Raw genomic sequence first — 25043 nt, 5'->3', positions numbered from 1 at the left:
TTGTAGCATGGCTAAACGCTTTTGTAAGTTAAACCGTCGAGACATTACCGAACACCTAGGCGAGATCCACAGCTTGGTTACTGAACCTAAGTTTGTGTGCCGCTCTTGTGCACGTTCATCGGCGGACGAAGCGAACCTATGCAAACCAACAGCAATCCCGCCGCTAGGTTGTCAGAATAAGCCAGCTGAAGAGAAGGCGGCTTGTGGTTTGCTAGCTGAAACGCTACCGAAGCCTGAAGTCACCTTGGCAGAGATGCCTGATTCATCAGTACAGATGTTTGACCCAGCCGTTGCTGTTGGAGACGCAGAGAAACAAGCGTCACCGAAAAAAGCCAAACTGAAAAAACGCATCGCTAACGCGAATGGTGATGAGAAATCAGAACTGAAGCGAGCGAAAAAGGCGGCTAAGAAACAAGAGAAATATAATAAGAAGCTGGCGAAGATGATTAAGAAGCAGCAAAAGCTGTTTAAGAAAAGCCAGAAGCTGGAAAGTGAATTGGAACGCATCAACTTACGACTTGATGATGTAGCGTTCACTGAAAACCAGGCTGTGGTTGTGAATCATATTCACTAACACCAACTGTTGAACATTATTCAACACGTTAGCCAGATCTAAAAAGAGCGACCTTAGGTCGCTCTTTTGCTTTTTGTCTCCGAAGAGAACTTGGCCGCGCTGGCGCATAAAAATTTGTTAGGCGTTCGCCGCCGATCTCGCCACACGCTTTTTCACCCACGTCTCATTCACGATGAGAGAAAGCAAGATAACCCCGCCGCCAATCGATAGTCGTACCAAATCAACGTCTCGGTTCCAGATCAGGATGTTCACCACCAAACCAGCAGGCACCAACACATTATTCATTACGGCAAGTGCACCTGCGTTTACCATGCATGCGCCTTTGTTCCACATAAAGTAACCCAACCCAGAAGCAATTAAGCCAAGGTAGATTAGGATTCCCCATTGCAGTGACGTGGTTGGTAGTTTTTCAGGGTTGCCTAGAAGCATGAACGCAACCGAAGCCACGCACAGAGCGCCTAGGTAGAAATAGCCAAATACCGTATGTTGAGGAAGCTCTGTTGATTCCTTCTCCATCACCACTTTGTAGCCCACCTGACCAATCGCAAAGCAGAGGTTTGCACCTTGCACGACAAGGAAGCCAACCAAAAAGTTGTCGTTAATTCCAGCGAACTTAATGAAGACAGCACCCAATACCGCAATCGCAGCTGTGACTAAGTACCAAGGTGAGAATTGCCCTTTTAGGAAGTCATAAATCAGAGTGACATAGATTGGAGTAAAGACGGTAAATAGCAGTACTTCCGGTACGGATAGCAGCAAGAAAGATTGATAGTAGAAGCAGTACATCAGGCCAAGCTGAATACCACCAATCGCCATCAACTTACCGATCAACTTACCAGGGATGCCACGGAACTTCAGGAAAGGAAGAAAGACGATACCTGCTAGAGCAACACGCATCAAAACAGAGAACCAAGAATCAACCTGACCAGCAAGGTAGACGCCAATCAGGCTAAAAGAGAAGGCCCATAGGAGGGTAACACCAGCTAAATAGCTCATAGTAAAACTTTGTTATTAAGAGATGAGCTGTATGTTACCTAACCTTAAATCATTAGTCTTCTGAATCTCTTAGAGGCACGACCAGCATATCAACCGGAGTGGCATTGATCAGTTGTCGTGTAGAAGAGAGCAGTTTGCTCCAAAAATCTTGATGGTGACCACACACCACTAAATCAACGTTGTATTCGGTGATGGTATCGCACAACTCATGGCTCAAATCGCCGCTACCCACAAGCGTGTGAGTGATCGGGTATTGAGCATGCTCTGCAAAGTTTTGTAGCTGAATACGAGACGCTTCCATCGCGTTGTGTTGGGTCTCTGCCATGTTGATGTCAATCAGCCCGGTATAGAGCTCGGCATAGTTAATATCGATATGGATAAAAGAGACTTTGGCTTCTAATGGCTTTGCCAATGCTACCGCTTTATCCACAATTAATTTGCTGTCATCTGATAAATCGACCGCGACCAAAATATGTTTGTAACTCATATCGCTACCTCCTTTATTCATTGTCTGATTAAAGATTAGCACTATGCGATGCCTTTTTTTGCTGAAGTGATCTCATATCCATCGTCTTGCGTAATGAAGGTTCGAAATATCGGTTAACTAATGGTCAGCGAGATATTAATAAAATAGTGATATAGTAGAGAAAATTGAGGATGTACTTAGGAGTCTTAAATGCTGTCAAAAACTATGGTTGAGCAACTGAACGAGCAAATTAATCTAGAATTTTTCTCATCCAATCTATACTTACAAATGAGTGCTTGGTGTGAAGACAAAGGATTTGAAGGTGCAGCAGAGTTTCTGCGTGCTCATGCGGTAGAAGAAATGGAACACATGCAGCGTCTTTTCACTTACGTAAGTGAGACAGGTGCAATGCCAATTTTAGGTGCGATCGAAGCCCCAAAACATGAATTTGAAAGCCTTGGCGCAGTATTCCGTGAAACCTACGAGCACGAGCAGATGATTACTGAAAAGATCAATAAGCTGGCTCACGTTGCTTTCAGCACACAAGACTACTCAACCTTTAACTTCCTGCAATGGTACGTTGCAGAGCAACACGAAGAAGAGAAGTTGTTTAAAGGTGTATTGGATAAGCTAGAACTTGTTGGTGAAGACGGTAAAGCACTGTTCTTTATTGATAAAGACCTAGCGCAATTGGCAAAAGATGGTTCATCTTCAATCATGGATGCTCCTGCAGCCTAGGCTGTAAGAAAAAGACTCTGATTATCTTTTTCTTTTGAGTTTTCCTTTGAAGATGTAGGGAGGAAAGGATGATCAGCGGCGACACTATTCTATTTGCACTAATGGTTGTGACTTGCGTGAACTGGGCGCGTTATTTTACGGCGCTACGAACGCTTATTTATATTATGCGAGAAGCACATCCTCTACTTTATCAACAAGTAGACGGAGGTGGGTTCTTCACAACTCATGGCAATATGACCAAACAAGTTCGCTTGTTTAGTTACATCAAAAGCAAAGAGTACCACCATCACCACGACGAGGTATTCACCTCTAAATGTGATCGAGTGAGAGAGCTATTCATACTTTCTTCGGCTCTGCTTGGTGTGACGTTACTGGCCGCGTTTATCGTCTAGGTAAATCAGCGTGTGTGATTAGAGTGTCGGTTATTTTCTCGTTGGACTTTGATATACACTAATCGGTGTACGAAGTTTGTACGATGGAACACCAATTGCAAAGTTTAAAATTGCCGCTAGAATAGCGAGCAATTAGTAAGGATGTGCTGTTAATGCACATCCTTTTTTATTGATGGCATTTTGAGAACAGGGCGTGCTCAAGGTGCAAAGTGAAGAAAGCAGAGCGCAATGAGTGAAAAATTTGATGTAATCGTGATTGGTGCGGGCGCCGCAGGCTTAATGTGTGCCGCGGAAGCTGGTAAACGTGGCCGACGAGTGCTGGTGGTTGATCATGCGAAAAAGCCAGGCAGAAAAATTTTAATCTCAGGTGGTGGCCGTTGTAACTTCACCAACTACGATGTGTCTGCGAATAACTTCCTGTGTAAAAACCCTCACTTCGTAAAATCGGCTCTGTCTCAATACACCAACTGGGATTTCATCTCTATGGTGAGCAAATACGGTATTGAATTCGAAGAGCGCGATCATGGTCAGCTATTCTGTGTGAATGACCATACAGCAAAAGATATCGTAAGCATGCTGCTTGAAGAGTGTCAGCAAGCGAAAGTTGAGCAACGCTACCGCTGCGACGTTCACTCTATCGAAAAAACCGACTCTGGCTTCAAGATGCACCTCAACACCGACCAAGTTGAATGTGATTCACTGGTGGTAGCGACTGGTGGTTTGTCGATGCCTAAGCTGGGCGCAACGCCATTTGGCTATAAGATTGCAGAGCAATTTGGTCTATCCGTTATGCCGACTACAGCAGGTTTAGTGCCGTTTACGCTGCATAAAGAAGACAAAGATGATTTCGCAGAGCTTTCTGGTATTGCGATTCCTGCGGAGATCACAGCGCAAGATGGGACCTTGTTTAAAGAAGCGCTACTGTTTACGCACCGCGGTCTATCTGGCCCTTCTGTACTGCAAATCTCTTCGTTCTGGAAAGCGGGTCAGTCGGTGTCGATTAACCTAGTACCAGAAGTCGATGTGGCTGAGTTATTGGCGAACTCTCGCGAGAAGCATCCAAATCAGAGTCTAAAGAACACATTAGCAAAAGCACTACCAAAGCGTTTTGTTGAGGTGCTGATTGACCGTAAAGAGCTAGAAGATAAACCGCTTAAGCAGTTCAACGAAAAGCAGCTTAATGGCATTGTTGAGCATCTGGAAAACTGGAAAATCGCACCAAATGGTACTGAAGGCTACCGTACAGCGGAAGTTACTCTTGGTGGCGTTGATACTGATCACCTATCTTCAAAAACCATGGAATGTAAGAACATCAAAGGCTTATTCTTTGTTGGTGAGGTGATGGACGTAACAGGCTGGCTTGGTGGTTACAACTTCCAATGGTGTTGGAGTTCAGGCTTTACTGCTGGTCAGTGGGTGTAAGCATTTCGCTTTTCTAAGCTATATAAAGCACATAAAAATGGCGAGTCATACGACTCGCCATTTTTGTATCTCATTTACAACCTAAAACGGCTAAGTTAATGATTTTCTCAATCAATCGACGTTTTTAGCTCTCATTAGCAACCGCTTTGTCTTTTGAGAATTTGATTTGTTGAATCACTAAGCCAGCAATAATCAGCACTAAACCAAACAGGGTTGATGGATGAATTTCTTCGCCGATAATGGTGGAAAGTAGCATCAAAGAGATAAAAGGTGATGCGAAAATCAGGTTACTGATGCGTGCTGTATTGTTGGTCAACTTCAATGCCGATAGCCACAACACAAAGGTAATTCCCATCTCAAACAGGCCAACGTAAGTCACCGCCATCCAACCTTTCGCCGTGATTTGGCTAAAGCTCTCGCCTTCGAAAATGGTTAAACCAATCGCGAAGGGCAGTGCCACTAAGAATCCAAGTAGTACGCCTACCACAGGATCAGCCTTGTTTTTGGTGTTCAAGATCCAGTAGCCCGCCCAAAGTAGGGTTGAAAGCAGTGCCAGCGCGACGCCAAGTGGGCTATCGAACTGCATGCCTAGTACATCGCCTTTGGTAGCAATTACAACCACACCCGCATAACTGAAGGTACAAGCCACCCAATCTTGCTTGCGAATCTTTTGCCCCAGAAAAACCGCTGCCATCAGCGTTAGCGTGATAGCCCAGCTGTAGTTGATGGCCTGAGCTTGAGAAGCTGGCAGCAGGTCGTATGCTTTGAAGAGAATCAGGTAGTAGGCCAGTGGGTTAACCAAACCAAGCAGTAGGTAGTACCAAGGGTTTGATAGGAATGTTGTGCTTAGCTGAGAAAGCTTACCTTGAAAGGCGCAGACCGCGATAAGCGCAATCGACGACACAATGCTGGCAATGGTCAGCATTTGGATAGGTGAAAACTCAGCAAGGGTCAGCTTAAAAGCAGTAGCGACCGTTGACCACAGCAGTACTGCGGAAAGGCCAAAGCCCAAGGCACGACGTTCGTTCATGGCAACTCATTCTAATAGGGTGGGACTGAATACGGAGCGCTTAGTCTATCTGTCGAATTTTAATACGGCAAACTGGACATTTATCCAGTATCAAAATACCATTTAATGAGTTATTTCCAATTAGGCTAAATCATTATCATGCAATGGATTATCGAACATCCGGCAACGCTTATTGCTGCAATTTCTGGCGCACTCGTCAGTGGTGGCGTCGTGGGTTGGTGGGTTAAACAGAAGCTCTCTTTTCAGCAGCGATTGCTCGAGCAGCAACTTGAGTCTGATCGTTTGTTGCATGAATCTCAGCAGTCACAGCTCAAATCCTCCTTAGCTGAGGCACAGCAAGAGCTCGATGAAATGGATGATGAGCGAGACAAAGCTGCATTCGAGCTGAAACAGGCACACGGTAAGGTGATGGCGGCGATGGAAAAGCTTCGCTACTTTGAAGCGATCAAGCAGGAGCGCCAGCAGTACGCTGATGAGATTAACGTGCTGAAAGACCATAAGTCGGAGTTGGAGGCTGAACTCCGTGAGCAAGAGGCAAGGCACGATCAAGAGAACCTTGCTAACAGTGAAAAGCTGCAGCTCTTAGAGCAGGCTGAATCACGCCTAAAGCAGCAGTTCGAGCATCTCGCCAATCAGCTTTTTGAAACCAAAACCGCTAAGGTTGATCAGCAAAACAAGCAGAGTTTAGAAGGGTTACTCTCACCGCTGAGAGAGCAACTAGAAGGCTTTAAGAAGCAAGTTAACGATAGCTTTAGCCAAGAAGCCAAAGAGCGTCATACCTTAGTGCATGAACTGAAAAACCTGCAGCGCCTAAATGAAAGCATGACTCGTGAAGCGGTTAATCTGACGCAGGCGCTCAAAGGTGACAACAAACAGCAAGGTAACTGGGGTGAAGTGGTATTGGCACGTGTGCTTGCGGAGTCAGGCCTGCGAGAAGGGCATGAGTACCAAACGCAAGTGAACCTACAGAATGATGCAGGTAAGCGCTATCAGCCCGATGTGATAGTCCATTTGCCACAAGATAAGCAAGTGGTCGTGGATTCTAAAATGGCATTGGTCGCGTTTGAGCGCTACTTCAATGCCGAAACCGATCAACAGCGTGATGCCGCATTGCGTGATCACTTGGTCTCACTGAGAGCACACATCAAAGGCCTAAGCCAGAAGGATTATCATCAGCTCAAAGGCATCCAAAGCTTGGATTACGTATTGATGTTTATCCCAGTTGAACCTGCATTCCAAGTGGCAATTCAAGCTGACCCTAGCTTGGTGAAAGACGCGATGGAGCAAAACATCATCTTGGTCAGCCCAACTACTTTGCTGGTGGCGCTGCGCACCATTGATAACTTGTGGCGCAATGAAAGGCAAAACCAGAACGCTCAGGTGATTGCTGAGCGCGCAAGCAAGCTTTACGACAAGCTGCGTCTGTTTGTCGATGATATGGAAGGCCTTGGTAGCTCGCTAGATAGAGCTAATCAAAGCTATCAAGGTGCCATGAATAAGCTAGTAACAGGTCGCGGTAATGTGATTCGTCAGGCAGAAAGCTTCAAGCAATTGGGCGTTGAGGTGAAGAAACCTATCTCTATTGGCTTGGCAGAAATGGCGCAAAATGAGGCTTTTTCAGAAAATGCCCCCTTAGTAGAAAGACAACCCGCTGAGGATAAAGTAAACTAATCGGCCGCAGCGCCTCTAAACACAGAGTGTGCTGTCGATGAGAACTTACCATGGTAGATAACAGCATTATGGACACAAGCGTGCAGACAAATTCAGCAGTAGAGTCAGAAACCACACACTTTGGTTTCGAAACAGTCGCGAAAGACGAAAAAGTCGCGAAAGTAGCAGAGGTATTTCACTCTGTAGCCGCTAAATACGACATCATGAATGACTTAATGTCGGGTGGTGTTCACCGTTTGTGGAAACGATTCACGATTGATTGCAGTGGCGTTCGCCCTGGTCAGCGTATTCTAGACCTTGGTGGTGGTACTGGTGACCTGACGGCGAAATTCTCGCGTATCGTTGGTGAAAAAGGCCATGTAGTTCTTGCTGATATCAACAATTCAATGCTGAATGTTGGCCGCGATAAACTGCGTGATAGCGGTATTGTTGGCAACGTACATTACGTACAAGCGAATGCTGAAGAGTTGCCTTTCCCAGACAACTACTTCGATTGCATTACTATCAGCTTCTGCCTGCGTAACGTAACCGATAAAGATAAAGCACTTCGCTCAATGTACCGTGTGCTTAAGCCGGGCGGTCGCCTATTGGTTCTAGAGTTTTCTAAGCCAGTACTTGAGCCACTGTCTAAAGTATACGATGCGTACTCATTCCACCTATTGCCAAAAATGGGTGAGTTGATTGCTAACGATGCAGACAGCTACCGTTACCTTGCAGAATCTATCCGCATGCACCCAGACCAAGAAACGCTGGAAGGCATGATGCAAGAAGCCGGTTTTGAGAATACGAAATACTACAACCTAACGGGCGGCATTGTAGCGCTGCACCGAGGTTACAAGTTCTAGTTGAACTTGGTAGCAAGCGCTTTGAGCGTGTTAGATAGAAAATAAGAATAAAGATAGAACGGATAGGTTAAGGCTTATCCGTTTTCAAAGGTAAGGACAGTCATGCCATTTGATCCATTGGTAACCGCGGTTATTGAAACCTCTTTGAATACGCTAGTAAACGATGATCCAGCATTGGTTCGTCGTTTGTCTCGTTTAAAAGGGCAGATCATTCAAGTCAATTTGAAAGAGTTGAATAAAACACTTACGTTCGTTTTTAGCCAACAAATTGATGTGTTGTCAGAATACGAAGGGCAACCTGATTGCTACTTATCTTTGAATCTATCTGTATTGCCAGAACTGCGTGAGCAATCGAATATTACTAATCTTATCAAGCAAGATAAGCTGATTTTGGAAGGTGATATTCAGTTGGCACAGAAGTTTTCTCAGCTGATGACGGACTGCAAACCTGATTTGGAAGAGTGGTTGTCTCGCGTGACAGGTGATGTGGTAGCTCATACCTTGGTACAAGGCGTTAAGAACGTTGGTGGCCTTGTGGCAAAGCAGGCAACAAAACATCAGAATCACTTCGCTCAGGTTCTGACTGAAGAGTGGAAAATTGCTCCTGCGCCATTAGAGGTGGCACATTTTTGCGATCAGGTTGATGACGTAAAAAGCTCAGCTGCACGCCTTGAAGCTAAGTTGAACGCTCTGTTGGAGAAAGCATGACCCCAACAGAACTGAAACGTCTTTATCATATTATCAAGGTACAGTTGGAATATGGCCTTGATGAACTGATGCCAGAGCACCAATTGACCAAAGCGCCTTTGTTGGCGAGAAAGTCACTGTTTTGGATTAAGAACAAGCACAAAGATAAAGAGTTAGGGCATCGTCTACGCTTGGCTTTGCAAGAGCTAGGTCCGGTGTGGATTAAGTTTGGACAGATGATGTCGACACGTCGCGATCTGTTCCCTCCTCATATCGCCGATCAGTTGGCACTTTTGCAAGACCAAGTGGCGCCGTTTGATGGTGAATTGGCTAAGCAAGATATGGAGAAGGCTCTGGGTGGCAGTTTAGATAACTGGTTTACCGACTTCGATATTGAACCTCTTGCTTCAGCGTCCATCGCTCAGGTGCATACTGCGAAGTTAAAAGAGAACGGCCGAGAGGTGGTTCTGAAGGTAATTCGACCAGATATTCGCCCGGTGATTGATGCAGATCTAAAACTGATGCATCGAATGGCGAGTATAGTCGCTAAGTCGCTTCCTGAAGCACGTCGTTTAAGACCGGTTGAGGTCGTTCATGAGTACGAAAAAACCTTACTTGATGAATTGGACCTACGCCGAGAGGCTGCAAATGCCATTCAACTGCGTCGTAATTTTGAAGGCAGCGAAGAGTTATACGTTCCTGAGGTGATTCCTGATTTAAGCAGCGAAACCTTGATGGTATCAGAGCGTATCTACGGTATTCAGGTTTCGGATGTTGAGACCTTAAAAGCCAACGACACCAACATGAAACTGCTGGCGGAACGTGGTGTGACAGTATTCTTCACCCAAGTTTTCCGAGATAGCTTTTTCCATGCTGATATGCACCCGGGCAACGTATTCGTTAATCCTGAGAATCCAGACAACCCTCAGTGGATTGGTCTCGATTGTGGCATTGTCGGCACACTCAACAGTGAAGATAAGCGTTATTTAGCTGAAAACTTACTGGCTTTCTTCAACCGAGATTATCGTAAAGTTGCAGAACTGCACGTTGATTCGGGTTGGGTGCCACATGATACCAACGTTAATGACTTCGAGTTCGCGATCCGCATGGTGTGTGAGCCGATCTTTGCCAAGCCACTTGGTGAGATCTCATTTGGCCATGTGTTGCTAAACTTATTTAATACAGCAAGGCGTTTCAACATGGAGGTTCAGCCTCAGTTGGTACTGCTGCAAAAGACCTTGTTGTATGTTGAAGGGTTGGGCCGTCAGTTGTATCCGCAACTCGATTTGTGGGAAACCGCGAAGCCTTTCCTTGAAACCTGGATGATGAATCAGGTGGGGCCGCAAGCTGTGATAAACGCAGTGAAAGAGCGCGCGCCATTCTGGGCAGAAAAACTGCCAGAGCTGCCAGAATTACTTTATGACAGCTTGCGCCAAGGTAAAGCGATGAACCACAGAATGGATCAGCTTTACCAAGGCTACCGAGAGAGTAAGCGTCAGCAAGCAACTGGAAAGTTTTTGTTTGGCGTTGGAGCCACTTTAGTCGTATGCTCCGCAATATTAGTTTCAAGCCCTTATGAGCAGCTATCTATGGGCTGTGGCATCGCAGGTGTCACATTTTGGCTGCTTAGTTGGCGAGCTTACCGTCGTTAGACAGTAGACTCTCTTTATATTTTTTGTGTAGACAGACCCGAGGACAATGACAATGGGTGGTATCAGTATTTGGCAACTTCTAATCATTGCTGTAATTGTAATTTTGCTATTCGGAACAAAGAAACTGCGCGGTATGGGCGGTGACTTAGGTTCAGCGGTTAAAGGCTTCAAGAAAGCAATGAGCGATGATGAAAAGCCTGCAGATAAGAAAGACGCAGACTTCGAACCAAAGAATATTGAACAGCAGAAGACAGAAGCGACTGCTGAAACAAAGAAAGACAAAGAGCAGGCGTAAATCGTGTTTGATATCGGTTTTTGGGAACTGGTATTAATATCTGTCGTTGGGTTAGTGGTTCTAGGGCCTGAGCGTTTGCCTGTGGCAATTCGCAGTGTATCCAAGTTTGTGGGTGCGGCGAAAAGTATGGCAAACAGTGTGAAAGATGAACTTTCTCACGAGCTTAAGGTGCAAGAACTACAAGAAAATCTACGCAAGGCGGAACAAATGGGTATGGAAGATTTATCTCCAGACCTTAAAGCGTCAGTCGATGAACTAAAGCAGGCCGCTGCTGAAGTTCAACGTCCATACGCTAAGCCTGAGTCTGATAAGCCGAGTGAGACTACACCTAGTGTCACGGAAACTGTGGAATCTGAAACCATTCAGGTTAACAGTGAAGCTTCAGCACCGTCAGATAAAAAAGCCGAATAGTCTCGCAAGGAGGGGTCGCCAGATATACGCGGCTCCTTTTCGATCTTCCTGTTTAAGAGGTTTGAAATGTCTTCGACTGAGCAGACACAGCCTTTAATTAGCCATCTTCTAGAACTCCGTAATCGACTACTACGATCGATTCTCGCCGTTCTAGTGGTGTTTATCGGGCTAATTTATTTTGCTAATGATATTTATGAATTCGTATCCGCACCTTTGGTAGATCGTCTACCTGAAGGGGCGACGATGATCGCAACCGATGTAGCATCGCCATTTTTCACACCTTTGAAACTAACGTTAATTTCCGCTGTGTTTGTCGCGGTACCGTTTATTTTGTATCAGGTGTGGGCTTTTGTGGCTCCGGGTTTGTACAAGCATGAGAAGCGCTTGATCATGCCACTTTTGGCTTCAAGTTCTCTGCTGTTTTACTGTGGTGTGGCGTTTGCTTACTTCGTGGTATTCCCATTGGTATTCAGCTTCTTTACGGCTATCTCGTTAGGGCAGGTAGAGTTTGCGACGGACATATCGAGTTATCTTGATTTTGTACTCGCACTGTTCTTTGCTTTTGGTATTGCCTTTGAAGTACCAGTGGCGATCATCTTGTTGTGTTGGACGGGTGCAACGACACCTAAAGCGCTAGCTGAGAAGCGCCCTTACATTGTCGTGGGTGCTTTTATTATCGGTATGATGCTGACACCGCCAGATATGATTTCTCAAACACTGTTGGCGATTCCAATGTGTATCCTGTTTGAGATCGGTCTGTTCTTCGCTCGCTTCTATGTGCGCAAGCCAGACGGCGATGAAGAGGAAGAAGCTGAATCGTAAGTCAGATCTCTGCAGTAAAAATCTCATAATAAAAAAGCGGTCCTAGGCCGCTTTTTTATTATGTCTGATTATCGAATCTTCAACTGATAGCCACAGTTTTGACATACATAGAGCTCTTTGATGCCCAAAATCTTATGCCATAGGGTTCGATGTTGACGTTGTAAGTGTTGTGAATGGTCACACATAATCAACTACCTCCATATGCAGGTGGTTGATAATATACACATCACCGCGTATTAACAAATGAATTTTATTGAAAACAATAGAAATTGCTTTCGGTTTTATTTACAAATTAAACAATGATTTAGCGTTGCTTGTTGTGATCGCTTCAACCTCTTCTAGAGTGATGCCTCGTAGATCGGCAATGCGTTTTGCGACTAGCTCTGTGTACGCTGGTTCATTGCGTTTACCACGGTTTGGCGCTGGCGCTAAGTAAGGGCAGTCCGTTTCTAAGATAACGTAGTCCATATCTAGGTGTGGGATGACCTTATCCATACCTGAATTCTTAAAGGTTGAAACACCCCCTAAACCAAGGTGGAAGCCGAGTGCGTTGATCGCTTGAGCTTCTTCTAGGCTGCTGCCAAAGCAGTGAAATACACCACGTAAGCTGCCATCTTGCTCTTGTTTTAGCAGAGTCAGAGTCTCTTCTATTGAATCTCGAGTGTGGATAACCACCGGCAGGTCGAGTTCTTTTGCCCACTGCAGTTGGGTAACGAAGGCCATCTCTTGTTCGGCTTTAAAGGTTTTATCCCAGTAGAGATCGATACCGATTTCACCCACCGCGATAAAGTCGCGTTTATCGAACCAAGCGCGAATGGTCTTTAGCGTTTCTTCAATATTTCCATCAACATAACAAGGGTGTAAGCCCATCATTGAACGACATACTTCCGGAAATTGAGCTTCCGTTGCTAGCATTGGCTCGATAGATTCTAAGTCGATGTTTGGTAGTAGAATTGTATCAATACCTTGAGCCAGTGCGCGCTGCACCACTTGTTCGCGGTCTTCATCGAATTCGCTAGCGTAAATATGAGCATGGGTGTCGATCATTGTTTTGTCCTGAATGCGGTCTTTACTGAGTTGCCATGAGTATACGGCAGTGTGAGGAGAAGGTCATTTTTTGCCATTTCTCCCTGTTTTTGAGTGGGTTTTATATTTTACTGCTAGCGTCCTGAGCCATCAGTGATATGCTTTTGCCTGTATTTAGCACTTTTCATATCTAAGTATTTCGGTACTTAGACTAGGCAAGGAGAATCTAGTGTCTGTTTCAATTCAAGGTCAATTCCCAGGTCGCCGTATGCGCCGTATGCGTAAGCACGACTTTAGCCGTCGCCTAATGGCAGAAAATCAATTGTCTGTGGATGATCTAATCTACCCAATGTTTATCTTAATGGGTAAAGACCGCCGCGAGCCTGTAGAGTCTATGCCGGGTGTTGAACGCCTGTCGATCGACCTTATGCTTGAGGAAGCGGATTACCTTTCTAAATTGGGTGTTCCTGCGATTGCTCTATTCCCAGTCGTGAACCAAGATGCTAAAAGCTTATGCGCGGCTGAAGCCCATAACTCTGAAGGCTTGGTTCAGCGTGCTGTACGCTCACTAAAAGAACATGTGCCGAACATTGGTGTTATCACAGATGTCGCACTAGACCCGTTCACCACTCACGGCCAAGATGGCATCATCGATGAAGATGGTTACGTGATGAATGATGAGACAACAGAAGTGCTGATCAAACAGGCATTGTCTCACGCTGAGGCGGGTGCTGACGTGGTTGCTCCATCTGACATGATGGATGGCCGTATCGGTAAAATTCGTGAAGCGCTAGAAGAAGCGGGTCACATTCACACTCAAATCATGGCGTACTCGGCGAAATACGCGTCGTGCTACTACGGCCCATTCCGCGATGCTGTCGGCAGTGCGTCTAACCTGAAAGGTGGTAACAAGAAGAACTACCAGATGGATCCTGCAAACAGTGATGAAGCCATTCACGAAGTCGCTATGGATCTTAACGAAGGTGCGGACATGGTGATGGTGAAACCAGGTATGCCTTACCTAGATATCGTGCGCCGTGTGAAGCATGAGCTGCAAGCTCCTACGTATGCATACCAAGTGTCTGGCGAATACGCGATGCACAAAGCGGCGATTCAAAACGGCTGGCTGAAAGAGCGCGATACAGTAATGGAATCACTACTGTGCTTTAAGCGTGCTGGCGTGGATGGCATCCTAACTTACTTTGCTAAAGATGTAGCTGAGTGGCTAGCTGAAGACAATGCAAAGGCCGCTGAGTATCTAAGAGAAAAGTAACGACTTTAGGTTAAGCTAAAAGAGTATTTAAAGGGTTGGCCGTCGTGCCAACCCTTTCGTTTATGAGGGTGGAAAGTATGTCAGTCATCGTGCGTGAAGGCTCAATGGAAGAAGTGGTTTCGGTTGTTGAGCAGATTAACGAGTTTGCTCAAAAAGAGAGTGTGGCTTCTCTTTCACAACGCTTATCAGACAAGAAGAGTTTGATTTTAGTCGCGGAAGAAGCGGGTGTGTTACTGGGTTTTAAGATCGGCTATGAATTGGAACCGAACACTTTTTACAGTTGGTTTGGTGGTGTATCGCCGCTCGCGAGAAACAAAGGAGTCGCACAGGCTCAATTAGATGTTCAAGAGCAGTGGGTGAAACAACAAGGCTACCAACAACTCAAAGTGAAATCGCGTAATCAGTTTCCTGCCATGTTACGTCTACTATTGAGGAATGGTTACCAAATCGAAAAACTGGAAGAAAAAGAGGATATTCGAGAACATCGCATTCACTTCGTAAAGCAGTTATAGGTTTAATCAACGCGTTGAAGTCGTGGCATTAATCAGTCAATAAAAATTAAATGAGATTTATTATCATTTAGTTGTTGACTATTAAATGAGAATCATTATTATTAAACCTGTCTTAGGGAATGAGGAAATGTTCACAAGGATGTTAAGTAATCAAGTATCAACTTGGTTACCCAACAGAATTCTCGCGAACTTGTACTAAGTTCTTTTTGACACGACATTGCTCACATTGCTTCCAGTGTAATTTATAGCTTTTAGGTAAAGCTGTGGTATTCAATTTGAATGGCTTTACCGGTTTTTGCTAGGCGACATCTTCGGGTGTCGCTTTTTTTATGTCCACCATTTCAACAGGATGCATATTTAGTAGCACGTATTTTTATGAATAAAACGCCATCAGCATTCTTTTCCACAACGCAAGATCTTAAAAAGATCGTTGATCATCTGTTCGATCTGTAAATTTTTGCTTTATTTTCAATGGTTTGTTTGTGTTTTCTGCTTTGTCTGTCTTAGTTCTCAACAGGGTGGATAAATAATATAAACAGAGTTATCCACAGAATGCCTGTATCTAAGAACAAAAAATAACAACAAATTGATTATATCGAACACAACCGAGTGAACGGATACGGATCGACAACGTGGAATCCAACCAACAGACGTGGCATTCTTAACAGATAATTTCTGTACTTACTGGATACACAAACATTATGGCTCGTATTCCTGATAATCCATTGATTCTGATCGATGGCTCTTCTTACTTATATCGCGCGTTTCATGCTTACCCTGGCACCATGAGCAATGGTGATATCCCAACTAACGCGGTTTACGGTGTAGTTAACATGCTGCGCAGCATGATGCGTCAATTTGCTTCTGATCGTATTGCGGTTATTTTTGATGCGAAAGGAAAGACGTTCCGTGATGACATGTACCCAGAGTACAAGGCTAATCGTCCACCTATGCCGGATGATCTGCGTTGCCAGATCGAACCTTTACACAACGTGATTCGTGCAATGGGTCTGCCACTTATCTCGATCCCTGGCGTTGAAGCGGATGACGTGATCGGTACGCTGGCTTCTCAAGCATCTAAATCAGGCATGCCGGTTTTGATCAGTACTGGCGATAAAGATATGGCGCAGCTGGTTGATGACAACGTTACTTTGATCAACACCATGACCAACGTGGTGATGGATCGCGAAGGCGTTATCGAGAAATTTGGCATCCCACCTGAGCTTATCATCGATTACCTTGCTCTGATGGGTGATAAAGTGGATAACATTCCTGGCGTACCAGGTGTCGGTGACAAAACAGCGACAGCTCTACTGCAAGGCATTGGTAGCATCGAGAAGCTGTACCAAAACCTAGATGATATTGCAGCGCTTGGTTTCCGTGGTTCTAAGACGATGGCTAAGAAGCTTGTCGACAACAAAGATAACGCTGAGATGTCTTACCAACTGGCGACGATTAAGTTGGATGTTGAGCTTGAAGAGACGCCAGAATCACTCGTAAAAACACAACCAAATACCGATGAGCTGATCAAGCTATATGGTCAACTGGTCTTCAAATCTTGGCTAAATGAACTCCTTGAGGGTGGTACTGGTGTCGTTGAAGCTGATGAGAAATCGGGCGCTGTACGTAGCAGTGGTGCATCGGCAACCTCAACCGTTGAAATGAACACTTCAGCAGTGACGATTGATCGTAGCAAGTACGAAACCATTCTTGATGAAGAGACTTTCAACGTTTGGCTAGAGAAGTTGAAAGCGGCAGAGGTGTTTGCTTTTGACACCGAGACAGACAGCCTAGATTACATGGTGGCTAACCTGGTTGGTCTATCGTTCGCAACTGAAGAAGGTGTTGCCGCTTACGTACCGGTTGCTCATGACTACCTAGACGCACCACAACAGCTGGATCGCGATTGGGTACTAGAGCAGCTTAAGCCGATTCTTGAAGATGATGCACAAGCTAAAGTGGGTCAAAACCTCAAGTACGATATGAGCGTCTTAGCGCGCTACGGTATTGAGATGAAAGGCATCAAGCATGACACCATGCTAGCGTCTTACGTTTTCAATAGCGTTGGCGGTAAGCATGATATGGACAGCTTGGCGTTGCGTTTCCTACAACATAGCTGCATCTCGTTCGAGCAGATTGCAGGTAAAGGTAAGAAACAACTGACGTTCAATCAGATTGAGCTGGGTGAAGCTTCTCCATATGCGGCTGAAGATGCTGATGTAACACTGCGTCTGCATAATCGCTTAATGGAAAACATCGAGCAAGACGAAAAGCTAAAAGCGATCTATGAAGAGATCGAAGTACCGCTGATTCCAGTCATGTCTCGCATTGAACGTACCGGTGTATTCGTTGATGACATGTTGCTAGGTGCACAGTCACAAGAGATTGCGGTTCGTCTTGATGAGCTAGAACAAAAAGCTTACGAGATTGCTGAGCAAGAGTTCAACATGAACTCGCCAAAACAGCTGCAAGCGATTCTGTTCGAGAAAATGGGCCTGCCTGTTATCAAGAAAACGCCATCTGGCTCGCCTTCAACTAATGAAGAAGTACTACAGGAACTGGCGCTAGATTACCCGCTACCGAAGTTGATCATTGAGTATCGTGGTCTGGCGAAGCTGAAGTCTACGTACACTGACAAACTACCGAAGATGATCAATGCAGAAACGGGTCGTGTTCACACCTCGTATCATCAAGCGGTAACGGCGACAGGTCGTTTGTCTTCGACCGATCCAAACCTACAGAACATCCCAATTCGTAATGAAGAAGGCCGTCGTATCCGCCAAGCATTCGTTGCACAACACGGTTGGAAGATTCTGGCAGTCGATTATTCTCAAATTGAATTGCGTATCATGGCACACCTATCGGGTGATAAAGCGCTACTGGAGGCATTCCAACAAGGCAAAGATATCCACGCGGCAACGGCAGCTGAGATCATTGGCGTTAATATTGAGGATGTGACTTCTGAGCAACGTCGTCGTGCTAAAGCGGTTAACTTCGGTCTTATCTACGGCATGAGTGCGTTTGGCTTGGCTAAGCAGCTAGGTATTCCTCGTGGTGAAGCACAGCACTATATGGATACTTACTTCGAGCGCTACCCTGGTGTGATGCAGTACATGGAAGACACACGCAGCGCAGCTTCAGAGCAAGGCTTCGTTGAAACCATTTATGGTCGTCGTCTGCACCTACCTGAAATCCAATCTCGTAATGGTATGCGTCGTAAGGCTGCTGAACGTGCAGCGATTAACGCGCCAATGCAAGGTACAGCGGCAGACATCATTAAGAAAGCGATGCTGTTGGTGGATGAGTGGATTCAAGCGGAAGGTGATGGTCGAGTTAAGCTATTGATGCAAGTACACGATGAGTTGGTATTTGAAGTGGAAGAGTCATCTTTAGCCGAAATTGAAAGTAAAGTACAAGAATTGATGGAATCTGCTGCTGACCTAGATGTGCCGCTTGTTGCGGAAGCGGGTCACGGTGACAACTGGGATCAAGCCCACTAATCAGTTTTTGACCTTATTGAGCAAATTAGTATGAGCCAGTGCACAAACACTGGCTTTTTTTTGTCTCGAATAAAGTTCAATCCCACAAAGGGTTTAAGTGTTTTAATAAAACATTCATGAAAAAAAACTACAAAAATTGTTTTCATTTCTGAGCAATTGTTGTACATTAAATCTCGTAGGGTACAGAGGTAAGATGTTCTATCTTTCAGACCTTTTGTTTCACGTTATTGGATTAGGCTGATTCAGCCGCCCCAGTCAGTATTTGACTGGGGCGTTTTTTCTTGTGCGAAAGAAAAATATTTCCAACCTACCATTCCCCTGAAAAATGCCCCATTTCTAGTGCTTTTGTTACGCTTTTTAAGTGCCTTCTTTATCTATTCCATTCGTTGTGAATTTGGAATTCAATCAGCAATTGGTAATTTAAATCCACACATAAAATGATTGTTTTATCAGTTGAAATAACTTTTACTTTACAAAGTGCCGATAAAGGATTGATCGCTCGCGCCTTATTTATCAGTGCATTGAGTGGGTGAATGCTCAATATAGTCCATGATTTTCTGTTGTTTTTCTGTGCTGTATTTGAGGGCTTCGGCGGTGATCTGTATGGACTGCGCCATTGAAGAGATATTGTTGGTCGCTTTTACCAAGGTTTGCTGCATAGGCTTCAAGATCAATAGGTAAATCGCGGTTAGGGCGATAATAATCACACCCACAACGGCAACCAAAGCGATGATGATTTTGGTTTGGATATCATCGATCAGCGTTTGGCTGGTTTGCTTAAAGGCGGCGCGTGATTGGTCTAAGGCTTGTGGCAGTTCCTTGAGCGAGGTTTTGGTGGTGTCGGCGAGTTTGTTAATGCTTTCAACCGTTTGATTAAGCGCCAGTTGTTGTTCGTCACTAAGGTTAGGGTTATTGACGATGGCTTGCAGTGACTGAGATATCACCTCCAGAGATTGGCTCGCATCTTGAGCATACCTCTCCATGCCATCAAGGTCTAAAGTCATATCTACGTTGATCAGTGGCGTTTCCGTTGCTTCTTTTTCAGAGGCGAGTCCTGAAAATGAAACTATTATCAGCGCTATTACGATTAGGGGCATTTTCCACATGAGTGTTCCTTTCTCATTGTACTGTTTATACAAGTTTGTCTTTTAGTATGGTTCACTTCTGTTGTTTGTAACGGGTTTATCTTATTTTTTATTCTCGGTTTTTGAGTTTAACCCGCTAATTTATAGACAAAAAATACCCCACCTATATAAGGCAGGGTATTGATAAGGTGCGATCTCTTGGAGTCGCGATCGATTCGCTATGTGTCCCCTCTATATAGAGAGACTACTCTGAATCGTTGTGTTCTTCGTTTTCTAGTTCGTCGATGAGTTGATCAGCAAGCGCTGGCGCGAACCATTCATCCATCTTGTTACGCAGTTGGTCAACACCAATGCCTTTCAGTGAAGAGAAAACATCAACAGCGACATCACCACCGAAAGATTGCGCATCTTTACGAATCTTCAGCAGCTGTGCTTTACGTGCACCTTGCTTCAGCTTGTCGGCTTTAGTTAGCAGCACTTGTACTGGAATACGGCTATCAATGGCCCAGAAAATCATTTGTTGGTCTAGGTCTTTCATTGGGTGGCGAATGTCCATCAATACCACCAAACCTTTCAACGATTCACGTTTTTGAAGGTATTCACCTAGCGACTTCTGCCACTTTTTCTTCATCTCAAGCGGTACTTGAGCAAAACCATACCCAGGTAAATCGACGATATGACAACCGTCCGTCACCTTAAATAGGTTAATAAGCTGAGTACGACCAGGTGTTTTACTGGTTTTCGCCAAGCTTTTTTGGTTGGTAACGCGATTTAACGCGCTAGATTTACCAGCATTGGAGCGTCCTGCAAACGCAATTTCGATCCCTTCGTCTTCTGGTAAGTGACGAATATCAGGTGCACTGGTAATGAAATGCGTGTTTTGATAATGAATTTTTACGCTCACTGTTAACTCCATCTCGACTTTGTGTAGTCGATTGATTACTTTTTTGTGAATTTGTGTAAAATAACCGTGCTCGGCATAAGGTCGCCTATTGTACCATGAGTGGCAACATAGAGTGGTACTGGAAGCTTGATAATTATAATGGAATGTCATGAAGAAATTAGCGCTAATTTTGAGTCTTTTAGCCAGCTGCTCAGTATGGGCTCAAGGTAGTATTGAAGCTGGTAAAGCCAAATCACAAACATGTGTTGCCTGCCACGGTGCTGACGGCAACAGTCTGATCACTCAGTACCCTAAGTTGGCTGGTCAACATGAGAAGTACCTAGAGAAGCAGTTAAAAGAGCTTAAGCTAGGTATGACAAGTGGTGGTAAGCAAGGTCGTAATGAACCTGTAATGGGTGCAATGGCGATGCCTCTGTCTGAACAAGACATGGCTGACCTAGCGGCATACTACGCATCTCTGCCAATCTCTAACAACTCTACTCCTGAGAACGTAGTTGAAGAAGGTAAGATCCTATACACAGCGGGCAACGCAGAGCGCGGCCTAACAGCGTGTATCGCTTGTCACGGCCCTCGTGGTAACGGCACCGAGCTGTCAGGCTTCCCTAAAATTTCAGGCCAACACGCAGAATACATCAAGGCTCAACTTGAAAAATTCCGCGATGGTAGCCGTAATAACGACATGAATGCGATGATGCGTGATGTAGCTAAAAAGTTAACAGACGCAGAAATTGATACCTTATCGAAGTACGTTGGTGGTCTACACTAATTTGTCGGTTTCTCGCTCTTAGCCAGAGTGAAGAAATGTACGTTCGAGCGAGATTGAAGAAGACGCCCCGATCAGAAATGATTGGGGCGTTTTCTTTTTCAGGGTATCACCAATAGATATTTGTGATGATTTATCTTTTTGCGTCTAATTTATCAATATGTGATCAATTAGTGTTCGAAAGTGTGAAGTCGCACTATTGTAGTCTTTTTGTAACACGGTAAAGTAACCGCCATCAGCTAGGAGCTGACTTAGATACGGATGATCATCTAGTCTAACGGTATAGACAGAAACGGATCAGGCTAGGACAGCCCAGCAACAAGGTGTTAGAAAAGGATAGCCAAAACTCATCAGGACGATGAACAACAAACAAATTTGGCATGGAAAGCACCAATAACAAATGGAGATTTGTGTACCAAGTTGAGTATGCAAATTTTGGCCGATATAGGCAGATTTAGAGAGCGATAGGTTTTCCTATCGCTTTTTTTATTGATTTGATGAAAAAACACCCAATACCTCTCCACTATAAACGCAGTTTCTGGTATGTTTCGCATCCCTGTTTAAGGATGTGCTATGTATACTTGTCCCTTATGCCATCACCAAGGCGTGAATCACTATTTTGAAGACAAACGCAGAGCCTATCTGCAGTGTCAGCAATGTGAGCTGGTATTTGTAAAACCAGATCAAAGGTTAGAAGCAAACGAAGAGAAAGCGCACTATGATCTCCATGAGAACGATCCTAGTGATGCCGGTTATCGCCGCTTTTTATCTCGTATCGCGGATCCATTAACAGACAAAATTTCATCTAACTCACACGGGTTGGATTTTGGTTGTGGCCCGGGCCCTACGCTATCTATTATGTTAGAAGAAGCCGGACACACCATGGAGTTGTACGATATTTACTACCACCCAGAAACTTCTGTGCTAGAGAAAACGTATGACTTTATGACTGCCACCGAGGTGATAGAGCATCTTTACCACCCAGATAAGGTGTGGCAGCAATGGTTGAATTTAGTTAAGCCCAAGGGCTGGATTGGTCTGATGACCAAGCTAGTAATAGACGTGGACGCGTTTGCTGGTTGGCACTATAAGAATGACCCGACACATGTCGTCTTCTTTAGTCGTCAAACATTCCAGTTTTTGGCAGAGCGGGATAAGCTCGAACTCGAATTTATTGGAAATGATGTAATTTTACTGAGGAAGACCCAGTAATGAGCCGTAGTAAAAAATCTAGAAAGCCGGGAGCATATGGTGCTCCTGAAGTTATCGTTACTCGTAACCGTAGCGAATCTGACGTTGAAGGTCGTGAACGTAAGCGTCTGAAAAAGCGTAAAGGCCTAAAATCAGGCAGCCGCCACTCAGATGGTAGCGACGCTAAACAACGTAAAGCAGCACAAGCTCGCGACCCACGTTTAGGCAGCAAGAAAAAAATCCCACTGATCGTTGAACCAGTGAAGAAGCTAACTAAGCAAGAGCGCAAGCTATCTAACGAGCAAGAGTTAGAGATGCTTGAGAATGATCCACAACTGAACACACTACTAGACCGTATCGAAAATGGTGAAAACCTAGGTGCAGGTCTACAGAAGTTCGTTGATGAGAAACTTGATCGCATTGAGCACCTAATGGGCCGTTTGGGTCTATTAGAGCCAGAAGACGATGAAGAAGAGTTCTTCGAAGAAACGCCGGTAGTATCGAACAAGAAAGCAAACTCTGATGAAGACTTGCTATCTCAATTCGAAGATATCGACTTAGACAGCTTTAAGGGTTAATAGCCAATGAACGTAACCTTATTAGCAATTGCTGGTGGAATTATCATTCTCGGCTTGGGCTCTTACGCAGGTTACCTTCTACTTCAAGTGAAGAAGCAGACGGAGTTGCAAAAGCAGCATCAAGCACTAGCGATTGAAAAACGTAACGCGACGATTTACGAAAACGTAAATACTTTATGCCTTGCGGGTATTCAAGGCCAGTGTGATTTGCCTGAGATCAGTATCCGAGTGTGTATCATCATGGATAATGTCCAGGGAGATGAGCGTGTCGATCTTGACGCAGAATATCCGGCCCTTTCCGAGCTGTACCATATTGTTAAAGATATGGCGCGCGGAGAAGAAAGGCAGGAGCTGACAAAGAAAGAGCGCATGCAGCAGAATCTCACACGCCACAAGGCAGAGACTCGCTTGAACGATGCAGTCATCGAGGATTTGAAAAGGTTGCAGGAGAAGGTTAAGCCTCTTAACAACCAAATCAACATCCAGATGATCTAGTCGCTAAGACTATTAAATATAGAGGCTTGTTTACTACCGGTGTTTTTAAGATGAATTATCTTTAACCCGAGTGCTAAATGAGCCTTCTTACCTTTTGCACCTCCGTATTCCGGTGCATTGTTAGTGATCAAGCTAGCAGTTCTGAGTTTTTATCCAGAAAATGGATTTTGTCTTGAAACGACCTTACAGGTCGTGTGGCAAAATAACCCGTCTATATTTTAATGTATGTAAATTGATTTGAGAGAGCCTAGGTTCTCGCGGATCTAAATTGGAAGTACCGCTATGTCGAGCAAGCCAGTAACAACGAATCAGCAAATCGTTTGGGACCAAGAAATCTTAAACAAGTACAACTATTCGGGACCTCGTTACACTTCATACCCAACTGCGTTGGAGTTCCATGAAGCGTTTACCGTCTCTGATTACGACATGGCGTGTACGCAATACCCAGAGCGTCCACTGTCGCTTTACGTACATATCCCGTTCTGCCACAAGCTTTGTTACTACTGTGGTTGTAACAAGGTGATTACTCGTCACTCGCACAAAGCGGACGAGTACCTAGATGTGATTGAACATGAAATCCGCCAACGCGCTTCTTTGTTGAATGGCCGTGAAGTGACTCAACTGCACTTCGGTGGTGGTACGCCAACTTTCCTAAGCAAGGCACAAATCACGCGTCTAATGATGATCCTACGTGATGAGTTTAACTTCACTGCTGACGCTGAGATCAGCATCGAGGTTGACCCACGTGAGATTGAACTCGACGTACTGGATCACCTGCGTAACGAAGGCTTCAACCGCCTGAGTATCGGTGTTCAAGATTTCAATAAAGAAGTGCAAAAGCTGGTGAACCGTGAGCAAGATGAAGAGTTCATCGTAGCTATGGTTCAGCGTGCTAAAGATCTTGGCTTCCGTTCAACGAACCTAGATTTGATTTACGGCTTGCCTAAGCAGACTCAAGCACTGTTCGCTGAAACGCTGAAGCAAGTACTTGAGATGAAACCTGGTCGTCTATCGGTATTTAACTATGCTCACATGCCACAACTGTTTGCGGCGCAGCGTAAGATTAAAGATGAAGACCTGCCAAAAGCTGAAGAGAAGATGGCTATCTTGCAAGATACTATCGAGACTCTAACGGGTGCTGGTTACCAGTTTATCGGTATGGACCACTTCGCGCTTCCTGAAGATGAGCTAGCAGTGGCACAGCGTGAAGGTGTACTGCACCGTAATTTCCAAGGCTACACGACTCAGGGCGAGTGTGACCTAGTAGGTTTTGGTGTGTCGGCTATCTCTATGGTGGGTGACTCTTACGCGCAAAACCAAAAAGAACTTAAGAAATACTACGCTCAAGTGAATGACCTTCGCCATGCGCTTTGGAAAGGTGTCGCACTAGATAACGATGATTTACTGCGTCGTGAAGTGATTAAGCAGCTGATCTGTAACTTCAAACTCGATAAGACGATGATCGAATCTGAGTTCGCTGTTGATTTTAATCGTTACTTCAAAGAAGACTTAGAGCTTCTGCAAACCTTCATTAACGATGACTTGGTTGAAGTAGACGACAAAGAAATCCGCGTAACGCTTCGTGGTCGCCTGCTAATTCGTAACATCTGTATGTGTTTCGATAAATACTTGCGTGCTAAGGCTCGCCAACAGCAATTCTCTCGCGTTATCTAATCACTCACTCGAGAATCAAAACATAAAAAATGCCAGCATCA

At 44.9% G+C, this 25043-nt stretch carries 25 protein-coding genes; 19 read left to right on the top strand and 6 right to left on the bottom strand.

Features of this window, described 5'->3' with window-relative positions; all coding sequences use genetic code 11:
- The first annotated feature begins 7 nt into the window (after positions 1-7).
- Complete coding sequence (locus tag L1D55_RS06730) at positions 8-574, top strand: DUF3450 domain-containing protein (protein WP_239916940.1); 567 nt, start codon at positions 8-10, stop codon at positions 572-574.
- A gap of 117 nt (positions 575-691) precedes the next feature.
- Here L1D55_RS06730 and L1D55_RS06725 read toward each other — a convergent pair whose 3' ends face one another.
- Both L1D55_RS06725 and uspA read right to left on the bottom strand, forming a co-directional pair.
- Entirely contained in the window at positions 692-1570 is an 879-nt protein-coding gene (locus L1D55_RS06725; protein ID WP_008218574.1) for a carboxylate/amino acid/amine transporter, read from the bottom strand.
- Positions 1571-1622: 52 nt separating this feature from the next.
- The gene (gene uspA / locus L1D55_RS06720) at positions 1623-2057 is read right to left on the bottom strand and encodes a universal stress protein UspA (protein ID WP_004740958.1); all 435 of its coding nucleotides are present in this window, start codon (positions 2055-2057) and stop codon (positions 1623-1625) included.
- 189 nt (positions 2058-2246) lie between these two features.
- Here uspA and ftnA point away from each other — a divergent pair, with 189 nt between their 5' ends.
- From ftnA to L1D55_RS06705, 3 genes are all read left to right on the top strand, one after another.
- Positions 2247-2774 (top strand): non-heme ferritin, encoded by a 528-nt coding sequence (gene ftnA / locus L1D55_RS06715; RefSeq protein WP_128162446.1) that lies wholly within the window; start codon positions 2247-2249, stop codon positions 2772-2774.
- A gap of 68 nt (positions 2775-2842) precedes the next feature.
- The gene (uspB, locus tag L1D55_RS06710; RefSeq protein WP_102425214.1) at positions 2843-3166 is read left to right on the top strand and encodes a universal stress protein UspB; all 324 of its coding nucleotides are present in this window, start codon (positions 2843-2845) and stop codon (positions 3164-3166) included.
- A gap of 228 nt (positions 3167-3394) precedes the next feature.
- Positions 3395-4588: an NAD(P)/FAD-dependent oxidoreductase gene (locus L1D55_RS06705; protein WP_239916939.1), complete on the top strand. Its 1194-nt coding sequence runs from the start codon at positions 3395-3397 to the stop codon at positions 4586-4588.
- A gap of 124 nt (positions 4589-4712) precedes the next feature.
- Here L1D55_RS06705 and L1D55_RS06700 read toward each other — a convergent pair whose 3' ends face one another.
- Positions 4713-5618: a DMT family transporter gene (locus L1D55_RS06700; protein WP_239916938.1), complete on the bottom strand. Its 906-nt coding sequence runs from the start codon at positions 5616-5618 to the stop codon at positions 4713-4715.
- Between the two features lie 138 nt (positions 5619-5756).
- On the opposite strand from L1D55_RS06700, the gene rmuC reads away from it, so the two are divergent.
- The 7 genes from rmuC (at position 5757) to tatC (ending at position 12001) form a co-directional block, all read left to right on the top strand.
- Entirely contained in the window at positions 5757-7289 is a 1533-nt protein-coding gene (rmuC, locus tag L1D55_RS06695) for a DNA recombination protein RmuC (RefSeq protein WP_239916937.1), read from the top strand.
- Between the two features lie 65 nt (positions 7290-7354).
- Entirely contained in the window at positions 7355-8134 is a 780-nt protein-coding gene (ubiE, locus tag L1D55_RS06690; protein ID WP_032554326.1) for a bifunctional demethylmenaquinone methyltransferase/2-methoxy-6-polyprenyl-1,4-benzoquinol methylase UbiE, read from the top strand.
- A 102-nt stretch (positions 8135-8236) separates the two neighbouring features.
- Complete coding sequence (locus L1D55_RS06685; protein ID WP_239916936.1) at positions 8237-8842, top strand: SCP2 domain-containing protein; 606 nt, start codon at positions 8237-8239, stop codon at positions 8840-8842.
- Positions 8839-10473, top strand: coding sequence for a ubiquinone biosynthesis regulatory protein kinase UbiB (ubiB, locus tag L1D55_RS06680; RefSeq protein ID WP_239916935.1), 1635 nt, complete (start codon positions 8839-8841; stop codon positions 10471-10473). The genes L1D55_RS06685 and ubiB overlap by 4 nt, the downstream gene beginning before the upstream one ends.
- 52 nt (positions 10474-10525) lie before the next feature.
- A complete protein-coding gene (gene tatA / locus L1D55_RS06675) occupies positions 10526-10768 on the top strand; it encodes a Sec-independent protein translocase subunit TatA (protein WP_008218506.1) in 243 nt (80 codons plus the stop codon).
- A 3-nt stretch (positions 10769-10771) separates the two neighbouring features.
- Positions 10772-11179, top strand: a complete 408-nt coding sequence (tatB, locus tag L1D55_RS06670; RefSeq protein WP_004740982.1) for a Sec-independent protein translocase protein TatB — start codon at positions 10772-10774, stop codon at positions 11177-11179.
- A gap of 66 nt (positions 11180-11245) precedes the next feature.
- The gene (gene tatC, locus L1D55_RS06665) at positions 11246-12001 is read left to right on the top strand and encodes a twin-arginine translocase subunit TatC (RefSeq protein ID WP_239832421.1); all 756 of its coding nucleotides are present in this window, start codon (positions 11246-11248) and stop codon (positions 11999-12001) included.
- A gap of 285 nt (positions 12002-12286) precedes the next feature.
- Here tatC and L1D55_RS06660 read toward each other — a convergent pair whose 3' ends face one another.
- A complete protein-coding gene (locus tag L1D55_RS06660; protein ID WP_239916934.1) occupies positions 12287-13048 on the bottom strand; it encodes a TatD family hydrolase in 762 nt (253 codons plus the stop codon).
- A gap of 208 nt (positions 13049-13256) precedes the next feature.
- Between L1D55_RS06660 and hemB the strand changes: the two genes are divergently transcribed.
- The 3 genes from hemB to polA all read left to right on the top strand — a co-directional run bounded on the left by hemB (position 13257) and on the right by polA (position 18312).
- Entirely contained in the window at positions 13257-14300 is a 1044-nt protein-coding gene (hemB, locus tag L1D55_RS06655) for a porphobilinogen synthase (protein ID WP_239916933.1), read from the top strand.
- Between the two features lie 77 nt (positions 14301-14377).
- Positions 14378-14812: a GNAT family N-acetyltransferase gene (locus L1D55_RS06650; RefSeq protein ID WP_239916932.1), complete on the top strand. Its 435-nt coding sequence runs from the start codon at positions 14378-14380 to the stop codon at positions 14810-14812.
- Between the two features lie 701 nt (positions 14813-15513).
- Positions 15514-18312 (top strand): DNA polymerase I, encoded by a 2799-nt coding sequence (gene polA, locus L1D55_RS06645; protein ID WP_239916931.1) that lies wholly within the window; start codon positions 15514-15516, stop codon positions 18310-18312.
- A gap of 506 nt (positions 18313-18818) precedes the next feature.
- On the opposite strand, the gene L1D55_RS06640 is transcribed toward polA, so the two are convergent.
- The gene (locus L1D55_RS06640; protein WP_239916930.1) at positions 18819-19418 is read right to left on the bottom strand and encodes a GTP-binding protein; all 600 of its coding nucleotides are present in this window, start codon (positions 19416-19418) and stop codon (positions 18819-18821) included.
- A 223-nt stretch (positions 19419-19641) separates the two neighbouring features.
- Positions 19642-20301, bottom strand: coding sequence for a ribosome biogenesis GTP-binding protein YihA/YsxC (yihA, locus tag L1D55_RS06635; protein WP_128162415.1), 660 nt, complete (start codon positions 20299-20301; stop codon positions 19642-19644).
- A gap of 148 nt (positions 20302-20449) precedes the next feature.
- On the opposite strand from yihA, the gene L1D55_RS06630 reads away from it, so the two are divergent.
- The 5 genes from L1D55_RS06630 (at position 20450) to hemN (ending at position 25002) form a co-directional block, all read left to right on the top strand.
- Positions 20450-21067, top strand: coding sequence for a c-type cytochrome (locus L1D55_RS06630; protein ID WP_102423523.1), 618 nt, complete (start codon positions 20450-20452; stop codon positions 21065-21067).
- A gap of 570 nt (positions 21068-21637) precedes the next feature.
- Positions 21638-22276, top strand: coding sequence for a class I SAM-dependent methyltransferase (locus tag L1D55_RS06625; protein ID WP_102423524.1), 639 nt, complete (start codon positions 21638-21640; stop codon positions 22274-22276).
- The gene (gene yihI / locus L1D55_RS06620) at positions 22276-22833 is read left to right on the top strand and encodes a Der GTPase-activating protein YihI (protein WP_102423525.1); all 558 of its coding nucleotides are present in this window, start codon (positions 22276-22278) and stop codon (positions 22831-22833) included. Before L1D55_RS06625 ends, yihI begins: the two co-directional genes overlap by 1 nt.
- A 6-nt stretch (positions 22834-22839) precedes the next feature.
- Positions 22840-23328: a DUF2489 domain-containing protein gene (locus L1D55_RS06615; RefSeq protein ID WP_008218483.1), complete on the top strand. Its 489-nt coding sequence runs from the start codon at positions 22840-22842 to the stop codon at positions 23326-23328.
- 282 nt (positions 23329-23610) lie between these two features.
- Positions 23611-25002 carry an oxygen-independent coproporphyrinogen III oxidase gene (gene hemN / locus L1D55_RS06610; protein WP_239916929.1) on the top strand — a complete coding sequence of 464 codons (1392 nt, stop codon included), beginning with the start codon at positions 23611-23613 and terminating at the stop codon, positions 25000-25002.
- Positions 25003-25043: the final 41 nt, after the last annotated feature.

Origin of the sequence: Vibrio sp. Isolate22 (assembly GCF_022398115.1) — a bacterium.
Taxonomy (GTDB): domain Bacteria; phylum Pseudomonadota; class Gammaproteobacteria; order Enterobacterales; family Vibrionaceae; genus Vibrio.
This window is presented reverse-complemented; position numbering and strand designations above follow the sequence as displayed.